The following is a 21,065-nucleotide window of genomic DNA, read 5'->3' as shown; positions in this document are numbered from 1 at the left end:
CTAGTCAATGGACTCAATACCAAATACTCATTACTAATTAATATTTTGATGCTAAATCTTTAGCTACTGTTTCTAATACTGCAGTCAACTCATCAGAGAATTTACCAGCTTTGAACGCTGACAAAACTTCTGGATGGCGTTGTTCCAATTGTGTCAAGAATTCTTCTTCAAACGCTCTTACTTTATTTACTGGAACATTACGTAATAAACCTTTTGTTCCAATGTAAATGATCGCAACTTGTTTCTCCACAGAAACTGGAGAGTATTGACCTTGTTTCAAGATCTCAACGTTACGAACACCTTTATCCAATACAGCTTTGGTAGCAGCATCTAGATCAGAACCAAATTTTGCGAAGGCTTCCAATTCACGGTATTGCGCTTGATCTAACTTTAATGTACCAGATACTTTTTTCATCGGTTTGATCTGAGCGTTACCACCCACACGAGATACCGAGATACCTACGTTGATCGCCGGACGAATACCAGCATTGAATAAGTTAGATTCCAAGAAGATCTGACCATCTGTAATCGAGATTACGTTGGTAGGGATATATGCTGAAACGTCACCTGCTTGTGTTTCAATGATCGGAAGTGCAGTCAATGAACCACCACCTTTAACCAAATGCTTGATAGACTCAGGAAGGTCGTTCATATTACGAGCGATATCATCAGAAGAGTTGATTTTCGCTGCACGCTCTAATAAACGGCTGTGTAGGTAGAATACGTCACCTGGGTACGCTTCGCGGCCTGGAGGACGACGTAACAACAAAGAAACTTCACGGTAAGCCACAGCTTGTTTAGATAAATCATCATAAACGATCAACGCTGGACGACCTGTATCACGGAAGAACTCACCGATAGCAGCACCCGCCATTGGCGCGTAGAATTGAAGTGGAGCAGGATCCGCAGCAGAAGCAGCGACAACAACTGTATAAGCCATTGCACCTCTTTCCTCCAAGGTACGAACGATATTTGCTACTGTAGAATTCTTTTGACCTACGGCAACGTAGATACAGAATACAGGTTGACCTGCATCATAGAATTCTTTTTGGTTTAAGATCGTATCGATACAAACCGCAGTTTTACCTGTTTGACGGTCACCGATGACCAACTCACGTTGACCACGACCTACTGGAATCATTGCATCAATCGCTTTGATACCTGTTTGTAAGGGTTCAGTTACCGGTTGACGGTAGATAACACCTGGAGCTTTACGCTCGATAGGCATTTCATACAATTCACCTTGGATAGGTCCTTTACCATCAATTGGTTGACCCAATGTATTCACTACACGTCCCAACAAACCTTCTCCAACTTTGATGGATGCAATACGGTTGGTACGTTTAATCGTATCTCCTTCTTTAATTTCGTCAGAAGGGCCTAGAAGTACAACACCCACGTTGTCTTCTTCTAAGTTTAATACAATACCTTGTAATCCGTTATCAAATTCAACCAACTCACCGGACTGAACTTTAGTTAAGCCGTAAATACGAGCAATACCGTCACCTACAGCAAGTACGGTACCCACTTCCTCTAGTTCGGCTTCTGATTTAAAGCCCGACAATTGTTCTCTTAGAATTGCCGAAACTTCATCTGGTCTTACCTCTATCATTTTAATTATTATAAGGGGTTTTTTGATTTATTTTACTTCAAGTATCAGAATAACTTAGTTACCCTGATTCAAATATCTTTCTAATTTATTCAACTTACCAGCAATACTTGCATCAATCTGGCGGTCACCAATATTAACCACAAATCCACCGATCAAACTGCTATCGACTTTGTTGTTCAATATCACCTGAGCGTTAGTCTCTTTTGCAAGTACATCTTTCATCGCCGCCAAATTAGCATCAGAAAGTGGTGCTGCAGATGTAACTGTAGCTTTCACAATACCTTTTACCTCGTTATACTCACGGACAAATTCCTGAGCTGTAGCATATACTATTGTACCACGACCTTTGTTGATCATGATCTTAAAGAATGCCAAGATATTCGGATTGATCTTATCTTTAAATAAAGCATCCAATATGTTTTTCTTCTTGTCCAAAGGAACAATAGGATTGGCCAAAACAGCCTGCAATTCTGAACTGGATTTTAAAACAGCAATGAATGAATCCATATCTGTCTTGATGGTCTCCAGTGAGCCTTGCTCGCTAGCCAAGTCAATTAATGACTTTGCATATCTCGATGCTACTTTAAATACTGACATAATTCTATTTCGTAATTTGAGTGACCGGATTAGTTCAATTTAACATCATTCAGCAAATCTGCTACTAAAGCCTCTTGCTTACCTTGGTCCTCAAATTCTTTTGTTAACACTTTACGGGCGATATCCAAAGACAAAGAAGAAACTTGTGATTTTACCTCAGCCAAAGCTTTATTCTTTTGTTCTTCAATCTCCTCTTTCGCTTGAGCAATCATTTTAGCACCTTCGGTTTGGGCCTGTGTTTTCGCATCAGCAACGATTTTCTCTTTTAGCTCTTTAGCTTCTTTAAGGATAACATCACGTTCCGCACGAGCCTCTTTAAGCAATTGTTCGTTTTCATTTGTCAAACGAGCCATTTCTAATTTAGCTTTCTCAGCAGCTTCCAATGCATTGGCAATTCCTTGCTCACGTTCATCCAAAGCGTTGACGATAGGTTTCCAGGCAAACTTGCCCAATAAAAAGATCACAACCAATAAGATGATTAGTTGCCAAAAGAACAAACCGTACGAGAACTGATTAATTAATGCTTCCATTTATATACAATTGTAAATTATAATTTTCTTTTGTTTGTATTTTTTTGTTTAAATACAGTTTGCAACCAACCGTTGCAAACTGTATTTAGTAAACTTTTAATCAGCTTGGATTATTTACCTAAGATTAAAGCACCGAATGCTAAACCTTCAACTAAGGCACCAATGATGATCATCGCAGTTTGAATTTTAGATGCTGCTTCTGGTTGACGAGCGATAGCTTCCATAGCTGAACCACCGATTTTACCTAAACCTAAACCTGCACCGATTACGATTAAACCTGCTCCAATTAAGTTGTACATAATAATTATTTTATAAAATTTAACAAAAAAATTCGATTAATGATGTGCGTGTTCTTCGACTGCCATTCCGATAAATAGGGACGACAACATGGTAAAGATAAAGGCTTGCAAGAACGCAACCAATAACTCTAAGAAAAACAACACTAAGGTTAACAACATAGAAACCCCGATACTACCACCTACGGTCAATTGTTGTTGAAATAAATAGACGATTGCGATCAAACCCATCACAACAGAGTGACCAGCGGTAATATTCGCAAATAAACGCAACATTAAAGAGAAGGGTTTAGTAAACATACCCAATACCTCAATTGGTGCTAAAATAAATTTAAAAGGAACCGGAACACCTGGCATCCAAAAAATGTGTTTCCAGTAATCTTTATTTGCTTTAAAGTTGGTAATAACGAAGGTGAACAAAGCCAAACACAAAGTAACTGTAATATTGCCTGTTACGTTAAAACCTAGAGGTGTCATACCCAACAAGTTTAAAACAAAGATCAAGAAAAATACAGATAACAAATAAGGCATAAATTCTTTATAACGATGACCGATATTAGGAACAGCCATTTCGTCACGTACATATAAAACCAAGGGCTCTAAAACACGACCAACGCCTTTTGGAAGGTTATTAACACCTTTCTTATACGTTTTAGCTAAACAGATAAAACCCCAAAACAATAAGAACGCAGCCAATAATAGGCCAACTACATTCTTTGTAATCGAAAAATCTAAAGGTTTTGCATTCGTAGGATGATGAGCTTCATCAAAGTTTAAAGTACCAGCAGCATCTGTTTTGTAGATTTTACCGTGGTAAAGTGTATAATATTGACCGTTTTTCTCAACAACAGACTCACCATGATGAAACTCGCCAGAAGAAAAAACAACCAACCCATTATCAATAAGAATTACTGGCAATGGAAAACCGTAATGTTTTCCTGCTTTTTGATCGGAGAACAAAGAAAAATAATGATCATCCTGTAAGTGATGTTGACTATACTCTTTAATTTCCTCAGCTTGGGTTTTAGGCGCATCCCCATGCGCTTCCTCAGCTGCTTTTAAGGTAAAAGGATTGACAGCAAGAAAAATTACTGCAAATAATAAAAGTGCTCTCTTAAGATTCACCATTTCAGATTACTATTGAATAATAAAAAATTTTGCGCAAAAATACAATTTTATTTGGCATAAATCACCATTTGTTCAAACTTTTTCCAAAAATAGTTTAAACCTTTTTATCTGCTTGATTTAAAGCGCTAAATGCAACATATACATCCACAAATAAAGCAATGAAAAATACAACCAAAAAGTTATATTCGATAAAGTTGTTTTCAATGGTCTTTAAGCCATCTTTGATATAAATATAACCCGCAACAGCCTTCAGGAGCACAAGCCCCAGAAATATGACGCCTAATTTTTCGGGCATCGACCAGTTTGCAAAAAAAACCAAGACCGCAACCAGCAACGAAGAACAGAAGCCAAATGCATACATCCCAACGAGGCTGTAAGCTGTCTGCGACCAATACTGCCCCACATTCATACCGGATATCACTAAATAATGCGCAGCAAAACTTGCTACAAAAACGATCAGCAGTACAAGTACGCTTTTCAGATAACTATTCATTCTTATTAATTTGATTTGCTTGCTTGATGAACTGATACAGCGATACAACTACCCCCAAAAGCGTCAGTCCCTTCATCCCCCATTCACCCGCAATCGCGTATTTATTGTCCAACCAGCTCCCCACCCAATAAAATAAATATATTGTCACGCCCATTTGTATTGGCATGGAAGTAAAAACAATCCATTTGTTAATCTTCTTATTGGTTTTCTCCTCTTTCAATTAGTTTATAATTAAAGGTTGACAAATATACATCATAAATCCTTACGGACTACAATCCTAAAACTTTTTGTCCAATTTTAATATCCGGATAGTCTATATCCGCCCCTAAAAGCATCTTGAGTTCCGAAGAAGATTTATCCGGATTTGCACGAATAACATCAAGGATACGATCCAGTTTCCCTTGATCAATTAATTCCGTTGCTTCGACCTCCGTACCCACAAAATTAATCAAATGCCCATAGATTGTACCTGCGACCATCCCGCGTTTGTCCGCAATATCCGCGATTGTCATACCCTCTTTAAACATCTCTAAAGAAATATCTTTGGTATCCAATTTCTTACCTCCCTCCTCATCGGCACTTTGCGCTGCAAGCACCTCCTTTTCTTTTGTTTTGACCTGAACAGCCACATCAAGCATCGCTGTTTGAAAATCCTCTCTTTTTGATAGTGTTTCAGCAATAATTAAACAATGCTGTAGCTGTTCACGCTTACGTTTATAATCCAACAATATCGCTTTCAACTCATCAACATATTTCTTTGTCCGCTTACGGATCTGGTACTCTTCAATATGCTTTGTCAAAGCTTCAATAAGATCCTTATCCATCCTTGGCAAAAACCAGTTAACTGCAGCAGTTGAACGCTCGCAAATCAGATCGTAATCAATCGCATCTTTATCCCGAAGAAGATCATAAAGGACAACAATAAATTTATGTGCCACTTTTTCCTGTGTTTGGAGCTGTTTAACGATCTCCTGGAAAAACTGAATAGCCTTTTCCTTCCCATCAATATTCCGCTCTTCCATCGATTTAAGCAGTTCTGAAGTTTCTACCAACAGTCCATCCCATCGAAAACCATTCATCAGAATCTGCCCCAGATAATTTCGTTGGCACTGTTCCAATATTTCATTAATATTGGACTGAGACTGTGCTCTTTGTGCAAACTCGACTACCTGATAGTCTGTACGGATAGCATAAGATGGAATAATGGATTTAAGTACAAGTCCATCCAAGCTTGTTAAACGGCTTAACGCAACATAGACCTGTCCGGCGGCAAAGGAGGTACCCGCATCGATAATTGCTTTCTGAAAAGTCAGCCCCTGGCTCTTATGGATTGTAATAGCCCAAGCCAGTCGCAACGGAAATTGAGAAAATGTGCCCAGGATCTCCTCTTTGATTTGATCCTGCCCTTTATCATAATTGTAACGGATATTCTCCCAGGTTTCTCTCTTGACTGTCACCTCTTCAGAGCCGTCAGGAAAAGTGACAGATACTGTTCCTTGGATTGTATCAATATGTTTTACCGTACCGATCTTACCATTGTAATACTTCCGCTCATCACCTGAGTCATTCCGTATGAACATCACCTGCGCCCCTATTTTTAAGGACAGTGTTTCTTCGGCAGGATAAGATCCCTGCGCAAAGTCATCTTTCACAACAGCTTTTAAGTTGAGCATCTTTCCAGATAATGAAGCCAGTTTTGCACTGTTGATCTCATCGGCATTCCGATTATGGGAGGTCAATGTAATATATTGCTCCTCCTCCTTTGGAACGAAATCCTTTTGGTAGTAGCTATTTAAGGTCGCGAGCATCTCATTGGTACATTGGTTATTCCGTATCGCATTCAAGATGGAAATAAATCCCTCATCCTGCTGACGATAAATCTTATTAAGCTCCAGCATGACCAAAGGGCTATCCCTTAAAATCTTCGCATTGAAGAAAAATACAGACGAATAATGATCGCGGAGAATATTCCATTCCGCATCTTTGACCACAGGAGGCAATTGATATAAATCGCCAATAAATAACACCTGCAAACCACCAAACGGACGCATATCGCGGCGAACGGACTGCAAGATCACATTGATCGCGTCCAACGTGTCGGCCCGCACCATCGAAACCTCATCAATGACCAATAGTTCCAGTTCCTGCAAGATTGCCCGCCGTTGTTTCGTTAGTTTTATCGTGCTGAAGAGCCGGGATTTATTGTAAATATGGCTATCCTGCTCGTCCCAGCGCAACTCATAGTCTTCAACAAAAGTTCCAAAAGGAAGCCAAAACAAGGAGTGTAAAGTGGTACCGCCTGCATTCATGGCCGCTACTCCCGTTGGCGCAGTAATCGCCATTTTCTTATAACTATGTTCCCGAATATACTTCAAGAAAGTCGTCTTTCCCGTACCTGCTTTTCCTGTAATAAATACATTCTGATTGGTTTGGTTAACAAATGCAACAGCCTGCATAAAGGCTGTGTTTTCTCGATCGACTTGAAAATTTGACATATCCTGAAATTAGATTGATCACAAAACTAAGGATTTCATTTTGAAAACATATCCTACCGATCAATTGTATATTTTATAAAAAAGTATATTTTATTAATGATTTTAATAAAGCTAAAACGGTTAACTAAAATTATTAATGATTTTTTTCTATATTTAGCTGCTGAATTAATGATCAATAAATTTTTAGAAATTTTACAAGATGGCTATAGATAAAACCGCATTATTTGAAAAAGTGCAAGAGATGTTGACATCCAAAGGATTCAACATTGAGAAATCGGATGCAGCGCGCCCTTGGGGTGGCTTTTTCGTTATCGACGAATCCCAGGCACAAGAGTTCGCAAATGAGTATTTTGGCGGATTAGACGTTCAGGAATTAAGAATTTCAGGAAAATTAAGTCCAAAAATTCTGATCGTTGCTCCAGAAAAGAGACTTTCTTGGCAATACCACCACCGCCGTGCCGAAATCTGGCGTGTTATTCAAGGCAATGTAGGCGTTATGGTTTCCGATACAGATGAGGAGTCTGTGGTATCTACTTTGAAAGAAGGTGAAACAATTCGATTACGTCAGGGACAACGTCACCGTCTAATTGGCTTGGATGGTTTTGGTATTTTAGCTGAAATTTGGCAGCATACCGATGCGAACAACCCTTCAGACGAAGACGATATTGTACGCGTTCAAGACGATTTTGGAAGGTAGAAAATTCCGCAACGATGCTCTCAAAGATTTCCAATACTAAATTGGAAATCTTTGTTTTTAATGACACCCAAAATCTGCCCCGCTTATCCTAAATTCTCCACTGTTCTTTTTACAAATCTTGGGCATTACAATATTTCATGACGTATTACTCATTAATTTGCCACTAGTATTATTCAGAAAAGCTGTATAATAAGAAAATTCAATTACCAATAGACAAATAACCTCCGCACACATACTATAGCGCGAATGTATTACATATCGCCTTGCCTAAAGACATCTTCGTGGTATTTACATTGGAATTAACGGGAGCAGCCTCTCGCCTCCATTCGGACCATTAATTAACCTGATGATGATTTCATTCTGATAAATTTAGCGATCACAATCTTAATTTTTATTATTTTAGTGTAGTATAATAATATAGCGTATTATGAGCAACAACGAAAACCAAAGAAGTTCCGGAATATTAAACAGTCTTAAAAAATTAATTTTCGAAGATGATCAGACAAGCTCTGCCCCTCAGTCTCCGGCGCCAGCACCTGCTGCTCCCACACAAGAAAAATTAAATGCCCCCGCACCAACATATACGTCGGTAGCACACCCCGTAGCAACCGGCAAGACCCCTCCTCCTATCCCCATTACAGCCAACGATGGTTCTACAGACCGCAATGAAATGAAACTAAAGGTATACGCCATCCTCGAAAAACTAAATGAGCAAGGTGTCGATTTTTTTGAAGTATGGAATGCTGCCGCCGCAATGGGCAAAGTAGAAGAAAATACCTTAAAAGCGGCATACACCTCACTTAAGTTTGTTGATAGTTCGCTATCGAAGGAGAATCTTGTGGCAACTGGCACAAATTATGCTAATAAGCTTAAAGCAACCATAGCCAAAGAATCGGAACAGAAACAGGAAGAGAAGAGAAGGACAGAACAGGACCGGACCATGGAGATCGCAAATTTGAACAGTGAAATTAAAGCATTAACTGAAAATATAAACAAATTGCAGGATGATCTACAGAAAAAACAAACAGCTCTGGGACAGATTAATGAAAAGTATGAGCCAAAAATTAAAGAAATCGAACAAAAAATAGCAATAGGCAACGCTGCTGTTGACGAGGTCATTACCGAAATAAACAACGCATTGCACATGATTAATCAATCAATTACATAACTATAAATCAATGGAAAGAAAAGATCAATACATCAATATTCCTGCTGAAATAAAAACACAACTCCCTATATTTCAAGTTTTGGGGGATCATTTACCCGCACAATTGAAGTCTCCGGAAGCAAAAAAAACGGTTTCCACAATTTTCTTTTGGGCGCTGATACTGGGTGGCGCATTTGCTTTTTTCAAATATCTCCCCATTATGCTCGAATATGCTGGAAAGAGCATTTTATTTGTGATCTTCAGTATTATTCTGATTACCTTACTGCTTTTAGCACCTAAGATTATTGCGCTATTGCACCGTTTGGGCACTGTACTGCTATTCAAGGGTGAGAAATCCATTATCCGAAACAATCCGATCGAGACTTTACAATTGTTGTCCCGCGACGCTAAAGATACCCTAAAACGTGTAAAGGAGAAGATCAGTAATGTGGATGGAGTTCGCATCGACATGATTCAAAGCGGTGAAACTGCGCAAAAAACTGCCGAAGAAAAGTACAGTTATGCAAAAAGGTTTACTGCTGAAGCCGCCAATCTTGATGAAAAATCAAAAGAAGAAGCAAGCAAAAATAATGCAGAGAAAGCTAATGCGTATGCTAGAGATGCCAAGGAAACGCGTACTAAAGCATTCTTGCTAGGTAAAGAAGGAGAATCCGAAGAGCAAAATGCACGTAGCTATGTACAATATGCCAATCAGTTTGCGAAAGTACTGGAAGTCCTTAAAGACAACGAAAGTGCAGCACGTATCTATGTAAGCACATTGGACAGCAGTATCTCTATCATTTCTAAAAAGTTAGAAGCAACACAAAAAATGAAAAATGCAACGGATGGGCTTGCCGATGTATTTAATATCAAAGATGGATGGGCTTTTCAGGAGGCCATGAATGCGGCTACAGGTGCTATCAGTCAAAACATCGCATCGATTAGATCCAACCTGGATTTCTTGGACCAAAACAACAACATCACGGTCGGTGGCGCCCCTTCACAAGGAGAATTGGAAGAATTTATCCGTAAGGTTGACGAACGTAATTTGAAAGTACTCAATGTCACTCAGATGTCTGATGCGAGCTACGAACTCAAGCCCGAGGAGAAAATCGATAAAGGCTTTACTTTACTAGATTAATTAACAAAACAAATATCATATTATTCAAAATTATGGAAGAGAAATCGACATGGGCTAGATTAAGATGGCCTATAAAAGCAATTATTATCGCCCTACCTATTCTTGCTATCGGCTACTGGGCCATGCAATCAGGCAAATTCGACGCGAATCCAACTGTCAATAAAGCAGATTCCACCAGCGTCAATGTTGCTGGCCCCGCAACTTCAGGATCGGAAAATACCCGCTCATTCAATTATCAACCTGAAAAACCGATTGATGGAGAGTATAAAGGAGTTGTAGAAGTTGGTGCTTCAGGATTCAATTCCTTTGTTGTCAATATGGATAAAGAAAATCGCTGGGAGATTGTCTCTAAAGATTTCGGTAAATCCTTTGCATATGAAGGTTTGGCCAATACCGAAGATATCCGCAAGGGATTAAAGGATTATATTGGAATGATGCTCGATAAAGGTGTAAAATCCAAAAATATACACTTTGTAATCAGCTCCGGCGCACAGAAAGAACCTAAAACGACTGTAATCAGTTCCGAACTTAGAAAAATGGGGTTTGTTGTGAATTTAGTTACCGCCGAACAAGAAGGAAAGCTAGCGCTTAAATCCGTTCTTCCAAAAGCTTATGAAGACAACTCCTTTATCGTCGATATCGGCTCAGGCAACACCAAAATCTCCTGGATTGATGGCGACACGAAGTCTGTAGAAGCTCCGGGTGCAAAGTATTATGAAAAAGATCTAAAAGACGATGCCGTTTATGCGGAAGTGAAAAAACTAGGCGAAACTATACCAGCTTCAAAAAGAGAAGTCTGCTTTATCATTGGGGGTGTTCCTTTTGAGTTAGCATCTCAGACTCGTCAAGGCGAAGAACGGTTCACAGTATTGAACGATCCTACTTCTTATAAAGCTGATAAAATAAAAACCAAAAGTGGCGTCAACATCTACAAAGCAATTAAAGATGCGACCAACTGCGATACCTTTGTATTTGACTGGGACGCCAACTTCACAATCGGTTTCCTGCTGTCTTTAAATAAATAAGAACATTTTAAAGCAACAAAAAGAGCTGTGCTTTGAGGAAAAAAGGCACAGCTCTTTTTTTGTATCATGAGTACAAAAATTAGCCCATAAAGCTCAACAGATAGAACAAAATAAGGATCAACAGGACCAGAAAGGCGATTTTCCAAAAGCTATAAGGTCTTTGTCCATAAACATTACCATTGAAAGCATTTACCATGATCTGATAGCTCTTGCCTTTATACTGGTAAGCAGAAAGCCAGACCGGTAATAAAATATATTTCAATCTGATCGACTTAAAATCACTATCGATGGAATCAATGTCCTGTGTATCTCCACCAATATCATCTTCTACCTGTCGTACAATTTCACGATCCATAATAGCGCGGGCAGTTCCGGCAGCCGCCACGTGATCAACACTGAAAGTCTCCGCTATAAAACCACTTAGATACTGTTCATTGAACGGTTTCAGGTAATCCAAGTTCCAAGGGCCTATTTTGTCCGAAAACTTTTCGGGTAGTGAAGTTGATCCAGAGATAACGATATCCCTAAATCGACTATAGATGGTTCCCGAAACGGGGTACCAATTCGTACGGCGCTCTTCATATTCCTCTGTTTCGCCTTCAGCATTACGTCTTGTCCGCGTTACATAATAATATTCCCCCCGAGATCCTTGATAAGCGGAATATACATCCGAATCGTATGACCAAAATGGAATATATACCCCCTTCAGACGATCGTTCCGCGTATTAAAGATTCTTTTGAAATCATTGGGCGCAAACCAGACTTTTCCTGCCCATTGAGTTAACAAGCCAAATGCCTGCTTATAATCCACCATAAAAGGCACAAGCCCATGGGGCTTAACGATACGTCTCTGCTGATGATCAATTACCAATGGCGAGGCACAGAATGCACAAACATCCGCTGTGATATTCGGGTTCAATCTCGAATTAGCCCCACAGTTATTACAATGGACCACCTCCGCTACATAGCTATAACGTTCATCTGCCACATCATCCATCGCCTTACCGAAAACTTTATAATCCGTTGCTTCAATTTCACCGCCTTCCGGCATGTTGTCAGCAATTTCATTTTCAGTACCACAATACGAACATTCCAGGTAGGAAGTTCCGGGTCGGTATGTCAAAACAGCACCACAACCCTGGCATTTTAACCCCCGCTCTATTTCGGAAGTCTTCTCTTCAAAACTCATACGCGTGATAGCACTTAGATCTCTAAACTCCAGGAATAGGCGGCGGAGTTTGCGAAAACAAATCCTTCAATTCAACGATTTTGTCCGCTTCCGTCCAGTTATCAAGACCTTCCTTCCATACTAATGTTGAATTGGTCAATGTACCTTCACGTTGTAATCCACGCAATTGCTCCTGATCAAAAGGTCCTTCCTGTTTTCCCTTTATGGCTAGATAATAAGCAACCGCCTTAGGTAATGGTGGCGGTCCAGCTGATCCTGCTGCTACGGTTCCTGCGCCCGCAGCGCCAGTAGGATTATTCCCGTCAAAATTATGCTGTTGAAATACATTGCCCATCTGACCAACCATTCCAGCACCTAAACCAGCACCAAAACCCGCGCCGACAATACCTCCGCTGCTAGGATTTTCCGCGGCTTTCTCCATGGAATTCGCAGCTTGAAATTGCGCATAAGCCCCAAGATTTCCAACCACGCCCATGCTACTTCTTTTATCCAGTGCTTTTTCCACTTCTTCCGGAAATGAGATATTCTCAATCAAAAATTTGGTCAGGCCTAATCCGATCTCCTCAAAATCTCCCGTTATCTTTTGCTGGATCAGTGCAGAAACCTCATCGTAGTTGGATGCTAAATCTAATGCTGGAATTTTTGACTCCGCTATGGCATCCATTCCTCTTGATACCGCAATATTGCGCAATTGCTCAGTAATATCGTCTACCGTAAATACCGGAGTCGTCGCCACCAGCTGTTTCATAAATACAGAAACATCTTTCACCTGGAAGGAGAAATTTCCAAATGCACGGAGTCGTATCGGTCCAAATTCTGGATCGCGTAACATGATCGGGTTTTTAGTTCCCCAACGTTGATTGACAAACTGACGGAGATTGACAAAATAAACATCAGCCTTAAAAGGGCTATTAAAGCCATACTTCCAACCTCTGATGGTCGTCATAATCGGCATGTTCTGCGTTGTCAATTCATATCTTCCGGGTTGAAATACATCAGCAACCACCCCCTCATTTAAAAATACGGCTGCTTGTCCTTCCCGTACGGTAAGTTGCGCTCCCATTTTGATCTCATTCTGATACCGTGGAAATTTCCATACAATCGTATCCGTACTATTATCGACCCATTCGATAATGTCAATAAATTCATTTCTGATTTTATCAAATAACCCCATAAATTTTTCTCTTTACAATTACTTACACTAAATGTAAACATTTCCGTGCAAACCAACAATTTTCCGAATCGAACAAGAATCTGCCGATATCTAAAAAATTTAGCCTTTTAAACTACTTATCGTAGTTTATTTTTTATATTTTTGTTAGCTAAGTTCTACATAAATTTATGAGTACATATAACGAAGACAGTATTAGGTCCCTGGATTGGAAAGAGCATATCCGCCTTCGTCCGGGAATGTACATAGGAAAGTTAGGGGACGGTTCGGCCTACGATGATGGCATCTATGTTTTATTGAAAGAGGTCGTCGACAACTCGATTGACGAATTTGTGATGGGTGCCGGTAAAACCATTGATATCACCGTAAACGAAAACAAAGTTTCAGTACGTGACTATGGTCGTGGGATCCCAATCGGCTCCGTCGTAGATGTAGTTTCCAAAATCAATACCGGTGGTAAATACGACAGCAAGGCCTTCCAAAAATCCGTGGGATTAAATGGTGTGGGTACAAAAGCAGTCAATGCATTATCAAGCCAGTTTACGGTACAATCTTATCGCCAAAATATAACACGTATCGCACAGTTCGCTAAAGGCGAATTGATCAATGACGAACAAAAAGATACTACCCAGCGCAATGGTACATCGGTAACATTCTATCCAGATGATTCTATTTTCAGAAATTACAAATACCGTTCGGAATTTGTAGAGAATATGATCTGGAACTATGTTTTTCTAAACTCAGGTCTTACCATCAACTTCAATGGCCAACGGTTTGTTTCTGAGAATGGCTTAAAAGATCTATTAGAGAGGAATATTGATGCCGAATCCATGCGCTATCCGATCATTCACCTTCGAGGTGATGATATTGAGATTGCGATGACCCACGGTCAACAATATGGAGAAGAATACTATTCTTTTGTTAACGGTCAACATACTACCCAGGGGGGGACACATCAGGCAGCCTTCCGAGAAGCAATTGTCAAAACAATCCGCGAGTTCTACAAAAAAGAATTTGACGCATCCGACATTCGATCTTCAATTATTGGGGCGATAGCCATCAAGGTACAGGAACCCGTTTTCGAGTCCCAAACAAAAACAAAATTGGGTTCTCAGAGCGTCGGACCTGAAGGCCCGACTGTAAGAGGTTTCATTAATGACTTTGTCAAAAAAGCATTGGATGATTATCTGCATAAAAATCCAAGTACAGCAGATGCGCTTCAAAAACGTATTCTTCAATCTGAAAGAGAACGTAAGGATATTGCTGGGATCAAGAAATTAGCCAACGAAAGAGCTAAAAAAGCATCTTTACACAACCGTAAATTGCGTGACTGTAAAGTCCATTTCAGTGATAAAAATGAACGCAACCAAGAGACTACACTTTTCATAACCGAGGGGGACTCCGCATCAGGGTCAATTACCAAGTCACGTGATGTACAGACTCAGGCGGTTTTCAGTTTAAAAGGAAAACCATTGAACTCTTTTGGCATGTCCAAAAAAATTGTTTATGAAAATGAAGAGTTCAATCTCTTGCAACATGCGCTCAACATTGAAGATGGACTCGATGGACTGCGATACAATAATATCGTCATCGCTACCGATGCCGATGTCGATGGAATGCACATCCGTCTTCTATTATTAACGTTTTTCTTACAGTTTTTTCCCGATTTGGTTAAAGCAGGTCACGTATCTATCCTTCAGACACCATTATTCCGTGTTAGGAACAAAAAAGAGACTATTTATTGCTACTCCGATGAAGAAAGGCAGAAAGCAATTGCAAAGCTAGGAGCCAAACCCGAGATCACTCGATTTAAAGGTTTAGGTGAAATATCACCTTCCGAGTTTGGCCTATTTATCGGAAAAGATATCCGTTTGGATCCAGTCATTTTATCAAAAGACAATAAGATTCAACAATTATTAGAATACTACATGGGCAAAAATACACCAGATCGACAAAAACATATTGTTGAAAATCTACGTGTAGAAGTAGACCTTGAAGAAGAACTAACAAAAAAAGCGGGTTAAATTAACCCGCTTTTTTACAGCCTACAACCAATATTCCATGCACGACCAAACCTTAATTCTGATCCAATGTCAAGATGCCGTTGGATTGGTAGCCAATATATCCAACACCCTGGCCAAATATCAGCTTAATATCGTTACCATGCGAGAGTATGTGGACGAAGAAGCAAATAAATTTTTTGTTCGCGTTGTCTGTAATGGTTTATTTCCTGACCAGGCTCAGCTCAGCGATTCGCTGGCTGAAGTACTTCCGCCTTCTGCCCAAATTCAGGTCAACCCCAGTAATCGAAAAAAAATTGTTGTCCTTGTCACCAAAGAACATCATTGTCTAGCAGATATTCTAGTTCGACAGCATTTTGAAACCTGGGGTGCTGAAGTACAGGCAGTCATTGGTAATTATGATACTTTGCGATCGTTCACAGACAAATTTGATATACCTTTTCATTGTATTTCACACGAAGGCTTATCCAAAGAAGATTTCGAAACACAACTGATTACGCAAATCAAACAATACAGTTTTGATTATATCATCCTAGCAAAATTTATGCGCATCCTATCGCCTCTTTTTGTTGCAACATTCGCAAATAGGTTGATCAATATCCATCATTCTTTTCTACCTGCATTTATTGGAGCGAATCCCTACAAGCAGGCACATTCCAGAGGGGTAAAAATTATTGGAGCTACAGCACATTTTGTTACCGATCAGCTTGATGAAGGTCCTATCATCGTTCAGGATATCCGTCACGTCAATCATACCTATACCGTTAAAGATATGGTAACTGCAGGAAAAGAAATTGAAAAAGCAGTTTTAAGCAGAGCGATACGCCTATTGAGCGAAGACCGTGTGATGCTCAACGACTATAAGACCATCGTTTTTGAATAGTGATCACAATCACCACTTTAAACGTATAGTCATTATTTTTTAATCGCGTTATTCTTGATTATTTCGTAAAAGAACTATTTAAGAATGACGCACACTTTCCATATCCCTGTATTGGGGCTAGCTTTTTCAATAGACTCAGCCATTAAAGTCGCACAATACGGAATTTCATCCGTGATGTCCATTGTTGATGATGAACTCATCGAGCGTATGCGCTGCTATTATTGCGGGCAATATCAAATTCAATATCATCCCATCCTTACGACAGATGCTGATTATCGTGCAAATAGAATCACAGCTTATCTCGATCTCGTAGAGCAGGTGGTCAACAGGCAGATAAATTCCCTGAAACATCAATCCTTTACGGAAAATTCGGAACTGACCAAATATTTCCAGCTTCTACCGGATTCACATCCCTCCAAACCGATCTATCATGCGATGGAAATTGAAACAAACCGTGCGGTTAAAACTGCACTACAGGATCTATTGATCACTTACCTGAAACCTGGAGACATTGATGTGAATATCATGTCCAAAGTGGATAAAATAAATTACAGGAACGGCATCGCTTTAGCGCAGCAGCATTCGGATGCCTTATCTGCTTTACGCGGATTCGCCAACTCCACCTTACATTCCGCAGTCGTTCTATCTGCGGGCATGAACCCCCATCTATATGCTTATCTTGCCGAATTACCAGCATTCTTCCCTAAGGAAGACGGCACCTTTGATAAGAAAGTTATATTAAAAGTCAGCGATTTTAGATCATCACTTATCCAAGCAAAATATCTTGCAAAAAGAGGCGTTTGGGTTTCAGAATTCCGTGTAGAATCCGGTTTGAATTGCGGGGGACATGCTTTCGCGACCGACGGCTTTCTATTGGGGCCTATCCTCGAAGAATTCAAAGAAAAAAGAGAAAGCTTGCAAGCTGAGCTCTTTGCAATTTATCAGCACTATTGGCTTACACATGGTGTATCGTTGACAGATTCCCCCCAGATCAGGTATACTGTTCAAGGAGGAATAGGCACTGCCATGGAACATCAGTTTTTATTGGATTATTATAAATTCGACGCAGTAGGTTGGGGATCCCCATTTTTAATGGTTCCGGAAGCTACAACGGTAGACAGTGCAACATTAAAAGCACTCGAGCAGGCTGAACAGACAGACTTCTATTGTAGTGGAGCCTCGCCTTTAGGTGTTCCCTTTAATAATTTCAGGCCCAGTAGTGCTGAAAAACTACGATTGGAACGTATCCAAAAAGGAAGACCCGGAAGTCCTTGTAAAAAAGAATATCTTGTTTCTAATCGGGAATTTGGAGACAAGCCCCTTTGTACCGCTTCACGTGCCTATCAGTATCAAAAGATTCAAGATCTGCAAAAACAACAACTTAGCGCAGAAGAATATAGCAAGGCATTCGATACCATTACCGAAAAAACCTGTCTCTGTGAGGGGCTAGCAGCTCCGGCTTATCTCAAATATGGTATCCAACAAAAAAGAGAGCAGACAGCAGTCTCCATTTGTCCTGGGCCAAATCTGTACTGGTTTAAAAAACAATATTCGTTAAAGCAGATGATTGATCACATCTATGGTCGTGTATCGCTACTGGAGCATGCTGATCGGCCATTTGTACTGATCAATGAATTAAACCTGTATATCGATCATATCCAAAAATATGTGAGTGATAATCAAGATAAACTTAATGACAAGAAAGTAAAATATGTCGATAAATTCAAGGCACAATTACAGGCGGGGATAGATTACTACCATACGCTACAGGATCAGTTTTCCTGTTTTCCTAAAAACACGATAGAAGCGATACCCTTACAACTGGAACTTGCTACCGTCCGCTTAAAAAATATTCATATTTAGGCAAGTTGATATCGGTGAGATCCTAAAAATAAACGCGGCAGGTTTGGTAAACCTGCCGCGTTTTATGTTATTATGGACTTTCCTTTACAAATGGTAAGGTCTACTTTGCAATTTTACGGAATTTCCCAAAAACACCTAATGGTAGTTTTGGTCCTGCAGTAGCCTGTAGAAAAAGCTCACCGATTTCCAAATTCTCTACTTTTGGAAAGGCAGTTTTTATTAAATTCTCCACAATGACCGAAGAAAAACCCAATGAATAGGTATTTAAGATCAAGAAATGCTCTTTAGGATCCAATAATTGAACAACCTCAGTCATCATCTCCATAATATGATCTTCAAGCTTCCATTTCTCCCCTTTTGGCCCATGCCCATATGCCGGTGGGTCCAAAATAATACCATTGTATGTATTTCCGCGTTTAAGCTCACGCTTGACGAACTTCAATGCATCCTCAACTACCCAACGAATATTATCCAGATTGGAAATCTCCATATTTTCATTGGCCCAGGTCACTACCTGCTTGATGGAGTCCACATGTGTTGTGTCTGCTCCTGCGGCCTTGGCTATTAAAGAAGCACCACCTGTATAAGCAAAAAGATTTAAAACTTTAGGTTTTTCAGTTTTGAAGGAACGGACAGACTCCGAAATATAATCCCAATTAACAGCCTGTTCAGGAAATATTCCGACATGCTTAAATGAGGTAAGCCCCAATCTAAATTTGATTGCTACATCATCGTTTTTATATTGAATATGCCAACGGTCCTGAATTTTCGGATTTTTTTTCAACCATTCTCCGGAAGTAGCCGACCGTCCTTTGAATTTGATATGGTAACGTTTGTTCCATTCTGCATCGCTCAAAGCCTTGGGCCATACTGCCTGCGGTTCAGGTCTGATTAATATCAGGTCGCCAAAACGTTCTAATTTTTCAAAATCACCACAGTCAATGAGTTCATAGTCTTCCCAATGTTGTGGGGTCAATAGTTGTATATTTGTAGTTGCCAAAATCAAAATTTTCCGACAAAACTAAGCTAAATTTCTTGCATATTGAAATTTACCACTCCACATCCTCCTTAAAGACATACATCACACTAACAAACCGCATAAAAAACTCATATGAAACAATATGGTGAGCTTATAGAAAAACAACGGCGCCAATCTCGTAGTGCTGGCACACATCATTTCTACCTTATTGCCCCATAGATGCCTTGGCGCTTTTCATCAATGGACTTGCAAACACGAAATTATTTAATTCTTCGACATCCGACCGCATCATATCCTTATTGGATCCCTCCCAAAATTTCTGCCCTTTATATAAGAACAGAATATATTCCCCAATCCCCATAACAGAATTCATATCGTGAGTTACAACGACGGTAGTGCATTTCAATTCCTGCGTAATTTTAAGTACCAATTCATCAATAACAATAGAGGTTTCCGGATCTAGGCCTGAATTGGGTTCATCACAAAAAAGGTATTTGGGATTCATACTGATTGCACGTGCAATACCTACACGTTTTTTCATCCCACCGGATAATTCCGCTGGAAATAACTTGTTTCGTCCCTCTAAATTCACTTGTTCCAAACAATGATTTGCACGGTCTAACTTTTCCGATTTAGACATATCCGTAAACATGTCCAGTGAAAACATAATATTCTGTTCAACCGTCATTGAATCAAACAAAGCTGAATTTTGGAACAGCATACCTATTTCTTTCCGGATCGGGACGCGTTCCTCAAAATTCATCCGTGTGAAATCCGTTTGATCAAACAATACCTTTCCCTTTTCCGGATGATGTAACCCGACAATACACTTAAGCAAAGTACTTTTCCCAGAACCGGATCCGCCAATAATTAAGCTTACTTTTCCCGGTTCAAAACTCGCACTGATACCCTTTAGAACATGATTATCACCAAAGGATTTATTTATATTTTCGATTTGAATCATAGAATCTCCTTAAAGCATTAACGCTGTAATGACATAATCCGCAGCTAGAATGGTAATACAGCCCACCACAACAGCTTCTGTACTTGCCTGGCCCACTTCAAGGGCTCCCCCCTTCACATTATACCCTTTATATGCCGACACCGAAGTAATGATAAAACCAAACACCACCGCTTTTACAAGTGCTACTGTGACTGTAAAGCCATTAAAATTATCCTGAATACCCAAAATATAATCTGCCGGCGTTACAGCTCCAGAAAGAGAACCGCCCAATAGCCCCCCTACTAATGCGCAGACAATAGCGATAATAACCAACATCGGTATCATCGTCACCCCAGCCAATATTTTGGGCAATATCAGGTATCCAGGAGCATTAATACCCATAATCTCCAAGGCATCGATCTGCTCTGTCACACGCATTGAGCCAATTTGAGAAGAAATGGATGAACCGATTTTCCCCATCAATACCAATCCCGAAATAGTAGGCCCTAACTCTAAAATATTTGAATCTCTATTGATAGAACCAATAATCGAATTGGGAATAAGGTCGGAAACCATCTGAAAAGCGATCTGCATTGTCATTACCGCCCCGATAAAAGTCGAAATGATCACAATAAGTCCCAACGATCCTATCCCGATATCCGTCATGGCCAATAAAGTTTCTTTCCAATAAATCTGTCCTTTCTCAGGTTTCTTAAAGACTGACTTCAGGAGTATAAGATATGCACCAATGTGATGAAAAATCATATTATCAATTTAAATTCCACGTATTATACATTCTAAACGTCATGTTTTGTCCATGTATCCACTAAAGGTAATTAATTCCAACAAATATAT

At 39.8% G+C, this 21,065-nt stretch carries 20 protein-coding genes; 7 read left to right on the top strand and 13 right to left on the bottom strand.

The window, feature by feature from the left end:
- Positions 1-37: 37 nt before the first annotated feature.
- The 8 genes from atpA to ACK8HY_RS15555 all read right to left on the bottom strand — a co-directional run bounded on the left by atpA (position 38) and on the right by ACK8HY_RS15555 (position 7,151).
- Positions 38-1,612 (bottom strand): F0F1 ATP synthase subunit alpha, encoded by a 1,575-nt coding sequence (gene atpA, locus ACK8HY_RS15590; RefSeq protein WP_077437692.1) that lies wholly within the window; start codon positions 1,610-1,612, stop codon positions 38-40.
- A gap of 54 nt (positions 1,613-1,666) precedes the next feature.
- Complete coding sequence (locus tag ACK8HY_RS15585; RefSeq protein WP_077437694.1) at positions 1,667-2,209, bottom strand: F0F1 ATP synthase subunit delta; 543 nt, start codon at positions 2,207-2,209, stop codon at positions 1,667-1,669.
- 29 nt (positions 2,210-2,238) lie between these two features.
- Entirely contained in the window at positions 2,239-2,739 is a 501-nt protein-coding gene (locus tag ACK8HY_RS15580; protein WP_077437696.1) for a F0F1 ATP synthase subunit B, read from the bottom strand.
- A gap of 110 nt (positions 2,740-2,849) precedes the next feature.
- A complete protein-coding gene (gene atpE, locus ACK8HY_RS15575; protein WP_028070619.1) occupies positions 2,850-3,038 on the bottom strand; it encodes an ATP synthase F0 subunit C in 189 nt (62 codons plus the stop codon).
- 36 nt (positions 3,039-3,074) lie between these two features.
- Positions 3,075-4,163 (bottom strand): F0F1 ATP synthase subunit A, encoded by a 1,089-nt coding sequence (gene atpB, locus ACK8HY_RS15570; RefSeq protein ID WP_077437697.1) that lies wholly within the window; start codon positions 4,161-4,163, stop codon positions 3,075-3,077.
- 94 nt (positions 4,164-4,257) lie between these two features.
- Positions 4,258-4,656 (bottom strand): hypothetical protein, encoded by a 399-nt coding sequence (locus tag ACK8HY_RS15565; protein WP_077437699.1) that lies wholly within the window; start codon positions 4,654-4,656, stop codon positions 4,258-4,260.
- Positions 4,649-4,876 carry an AtpZ/AtpI family protein gene (locus ACK8HY_RS15560; RefSeq protein WP_254846267.1) on the bottom strand — a complete coding sequence of 76 codons (228 nt, stop codon included), beginning with the start codon at positions 4,874-4,876 and terminating at the stop codon, positions 4,649-4,651. Before ACK8HY_RS15560 ends, ACK8HY_RS15565 begins: the two co-directional genes overlap by 8 nt.
- A 49-nt stretch (positions 4,877-4,925) precedes the next feature.
- Positions 4,926-7,151 (bottom strand): helix-turn-helix domain-containing protein, encoded by a 2,226-nt coding sequence (locus ACK8HY_RS15555; protein ID WP_077437701.1) that lies wholly within the window; start codon positions 7,149-7,151, stop codon positions 4,926-4,928.
- Between the two features lie 199 nt (positions 7,152-7,350).
- Here ACK8HY_RS15555 and ACK8HY_RS15550 point away from each other — a divergent pair, with 199 nt between their 5' ends.
- The 4 genes from ACK8HY_RS15550 to ACK8HY_RS15535 all read left to right on the top strand — a co-directional run bounded on the left by ACK8HY_RS15550 (position 7,351) and on the right by ACK8HY_RS15535 (position 11,161).
- Positions 7,351-7,848: a cupin domain-containing protein gene (locus ACK8HY_RS15550; RefSeq protein ID WP_077437702.1), complete on the top strand. Its 498-nt coding sequence runs from the start codon at positions 7,351-7,353 to the stop codon at positions 7,846-7,848.
- Positions 7,849-8,275: 427 nt separating this feature from the next.
- Positions 8,276-9,016: a hypothetical protein gene (locus tag ACK8HY_RS15545; protein WP_416134169.1), complete on the top strand. Its 741-nt coding sequence runs from the start codon at positions 8,276-8,278 to the stop codon at positions 9,014-9,016.
- Between the two features lie 10 nt (positions 9,017-9,026).
- Positions 9,027-10,136, top strand: a complete 1,110-nt coding sequence (locus ACK8HY_RS15540; RefSeq protein ID WP_077437705.1) for a hypothetical protein — start codon at positions 9,027-9,029, stop codon at positions 10,134-10,136.
- A gap of 32 nt (positions 10,137-10,168) precedes the next feature.
- Positions 10,169-11,161: a hypothetical protein gene (locus ACK8HY_RS15535; protein WP_416134168.1), complete on the top strand. Its 993-nt coding sequence runs from the start codon at positions 10,169-10,171 to the stop codon at positions 11,159-11,161.
- A 79-nt stretch (positions 11,162-11,240) separates the two neighbouring features.
- Here the strand turns inward: ACK8HY_RS15535 and ACK8HY_RS15530 are convergent, their stop codons facing one another.
- Together ACK8HY_RS15530 and ACK8HY_RS15525 are read right to left on the bottom strand one after the other, a co-directional pair.
- Positions 11,241-12,350 carry a zinc finger domain-containing protein gene (locus ACK8HY_RS15530; protein WP_416134167.1) on the bottom strand — a complete coding sequence of 370 codons (1,110 nt, stop codon included), beginning with the start codon at positions 12,348-12,350 and terminating at the stop codon, positions 11,241-11,243.
- A 22-nt stretch (positions 12,351-12,372) separates the two neighbouring features.
- Positions 12,373-13,524 carry an SPFH domain-containing protein gene (locus tag ACK8HY_RS15525; RefSeq protein ID WP_077437711.1) on the bottom strand — a complete coding sequence of 384 codons (1,152 nt, stop codon included), beginning with the start codon at positions 13,522-13,524 and terminating at the stop codon, positions 12,373-12,375.
- A gap of 167 nt (positions 13,525-13,691) precedes the next feature.
- On the opposite strand from ACK8HY_RS15525, the gene ACK8HY_RS15520 reads away from it, so the two are divergent.
- The 3 genes from ACK8HY_RS15520 to ACK8HY_RS15510 all read left to right on the top strand — a co-directional run bounded on the left by ACK8HY_RS15520 (position 13,692) and on the right by ACK8HY_RS15510 (position 18,288).
- A complete protein-coding gene (locus ACK8HY_RS15520) occupies positions 13,692-15,545 on the top strand; it encodes a DNA topoisomerase IV subunit B (protein WP_077437713.1) in 1,854 nt (617 codons plus the stop codon).
- A gap of 37 nt (positions 15,546-15,582) precedes the next feature.
- Positions 15,583-16,425, top strand: coding sequence for a formyltetrahydrofolate deformylase (gene purU, locus ACK8HY_RS15515; protein ID WP_077437715.1), 843 nt, complete (start codon positions 15,583-15,585; stop codon positions 16,423-16,425).
- Positions 16,426-16,509: 84 nt separating this feature from the next.
- Positions 16,510-18,288: a hypothetical protein gene (locus ACK8HY_RS15510; RefSeq protein ID WP_077437717.1), complete on the top strand. Its 1,779-nt coding sequence runs from the start codon at positions 16,510-16,512 to the stop codon at positions 18,286-18,288.
- 100 nt (positions 18,289-18,388) lie between these two features.
- Here the strand turns inward: ACK8HY_RS15510 and ACK8HY_RS15505 are convergent, their stop codons facing one another.
- The 3 genes from ACK8HY_RS15505 to ACK8HY_RS15495 all read right to left on the bottom strand — a co-directional run bounded on the left by ACK8HY_RS15505 (position 18,389) and on the right by ACK8HY_RS15495 (position 20,975).
- Positions 18,389-19,294, bottom strand: a complete 906-nt coding sequence (locus ACK8HY_RS15505; RefSeq protein WP_077437719.1) for a class I SAM-dependent methyltransferase — start codon at positions 19,292-19,294, stop codon at positions 18,389-18,391.
- Positions 19,295-19,472: 178 nt separating this feature from the next.
- Entirely contained in the window at positions 19,473-20,231 is a 759-nt protein-coding gene (locus ACK8HY_RS15500) for an ABC transporter ATP-binding protein (RefSeq protein WP_077437721.1), read from the bottom strand.
- 9 nt (positions 20,232-20,240) lie between these two features.
- Entirely contained in the window at positions 20,241-20,975 is a 735-nt protein-coding gene (locus tag ACK8HY_RS15495) for an MlaE family ABC transporter permease (RefSeq protein WP_077437722.1), read from the bottom strand.
- Positions 20,976-21,065 lie beyond the last annotated feature (90 nt).

The organism is Sphingobacterium sp. NGMCC 1.201703, assembly GCF_047784615.1.
In the GTDB taxonomy this organism is placed as follows: domain Bacteria; phylum Bacteroidota; class Bacteroidia; order Sphingobacteriales; family Sphingobacteriaceae; genus Sphingobacterium.
This window is presented reverse-complemented; position numbering and strand designations above follow the sequence as displayed.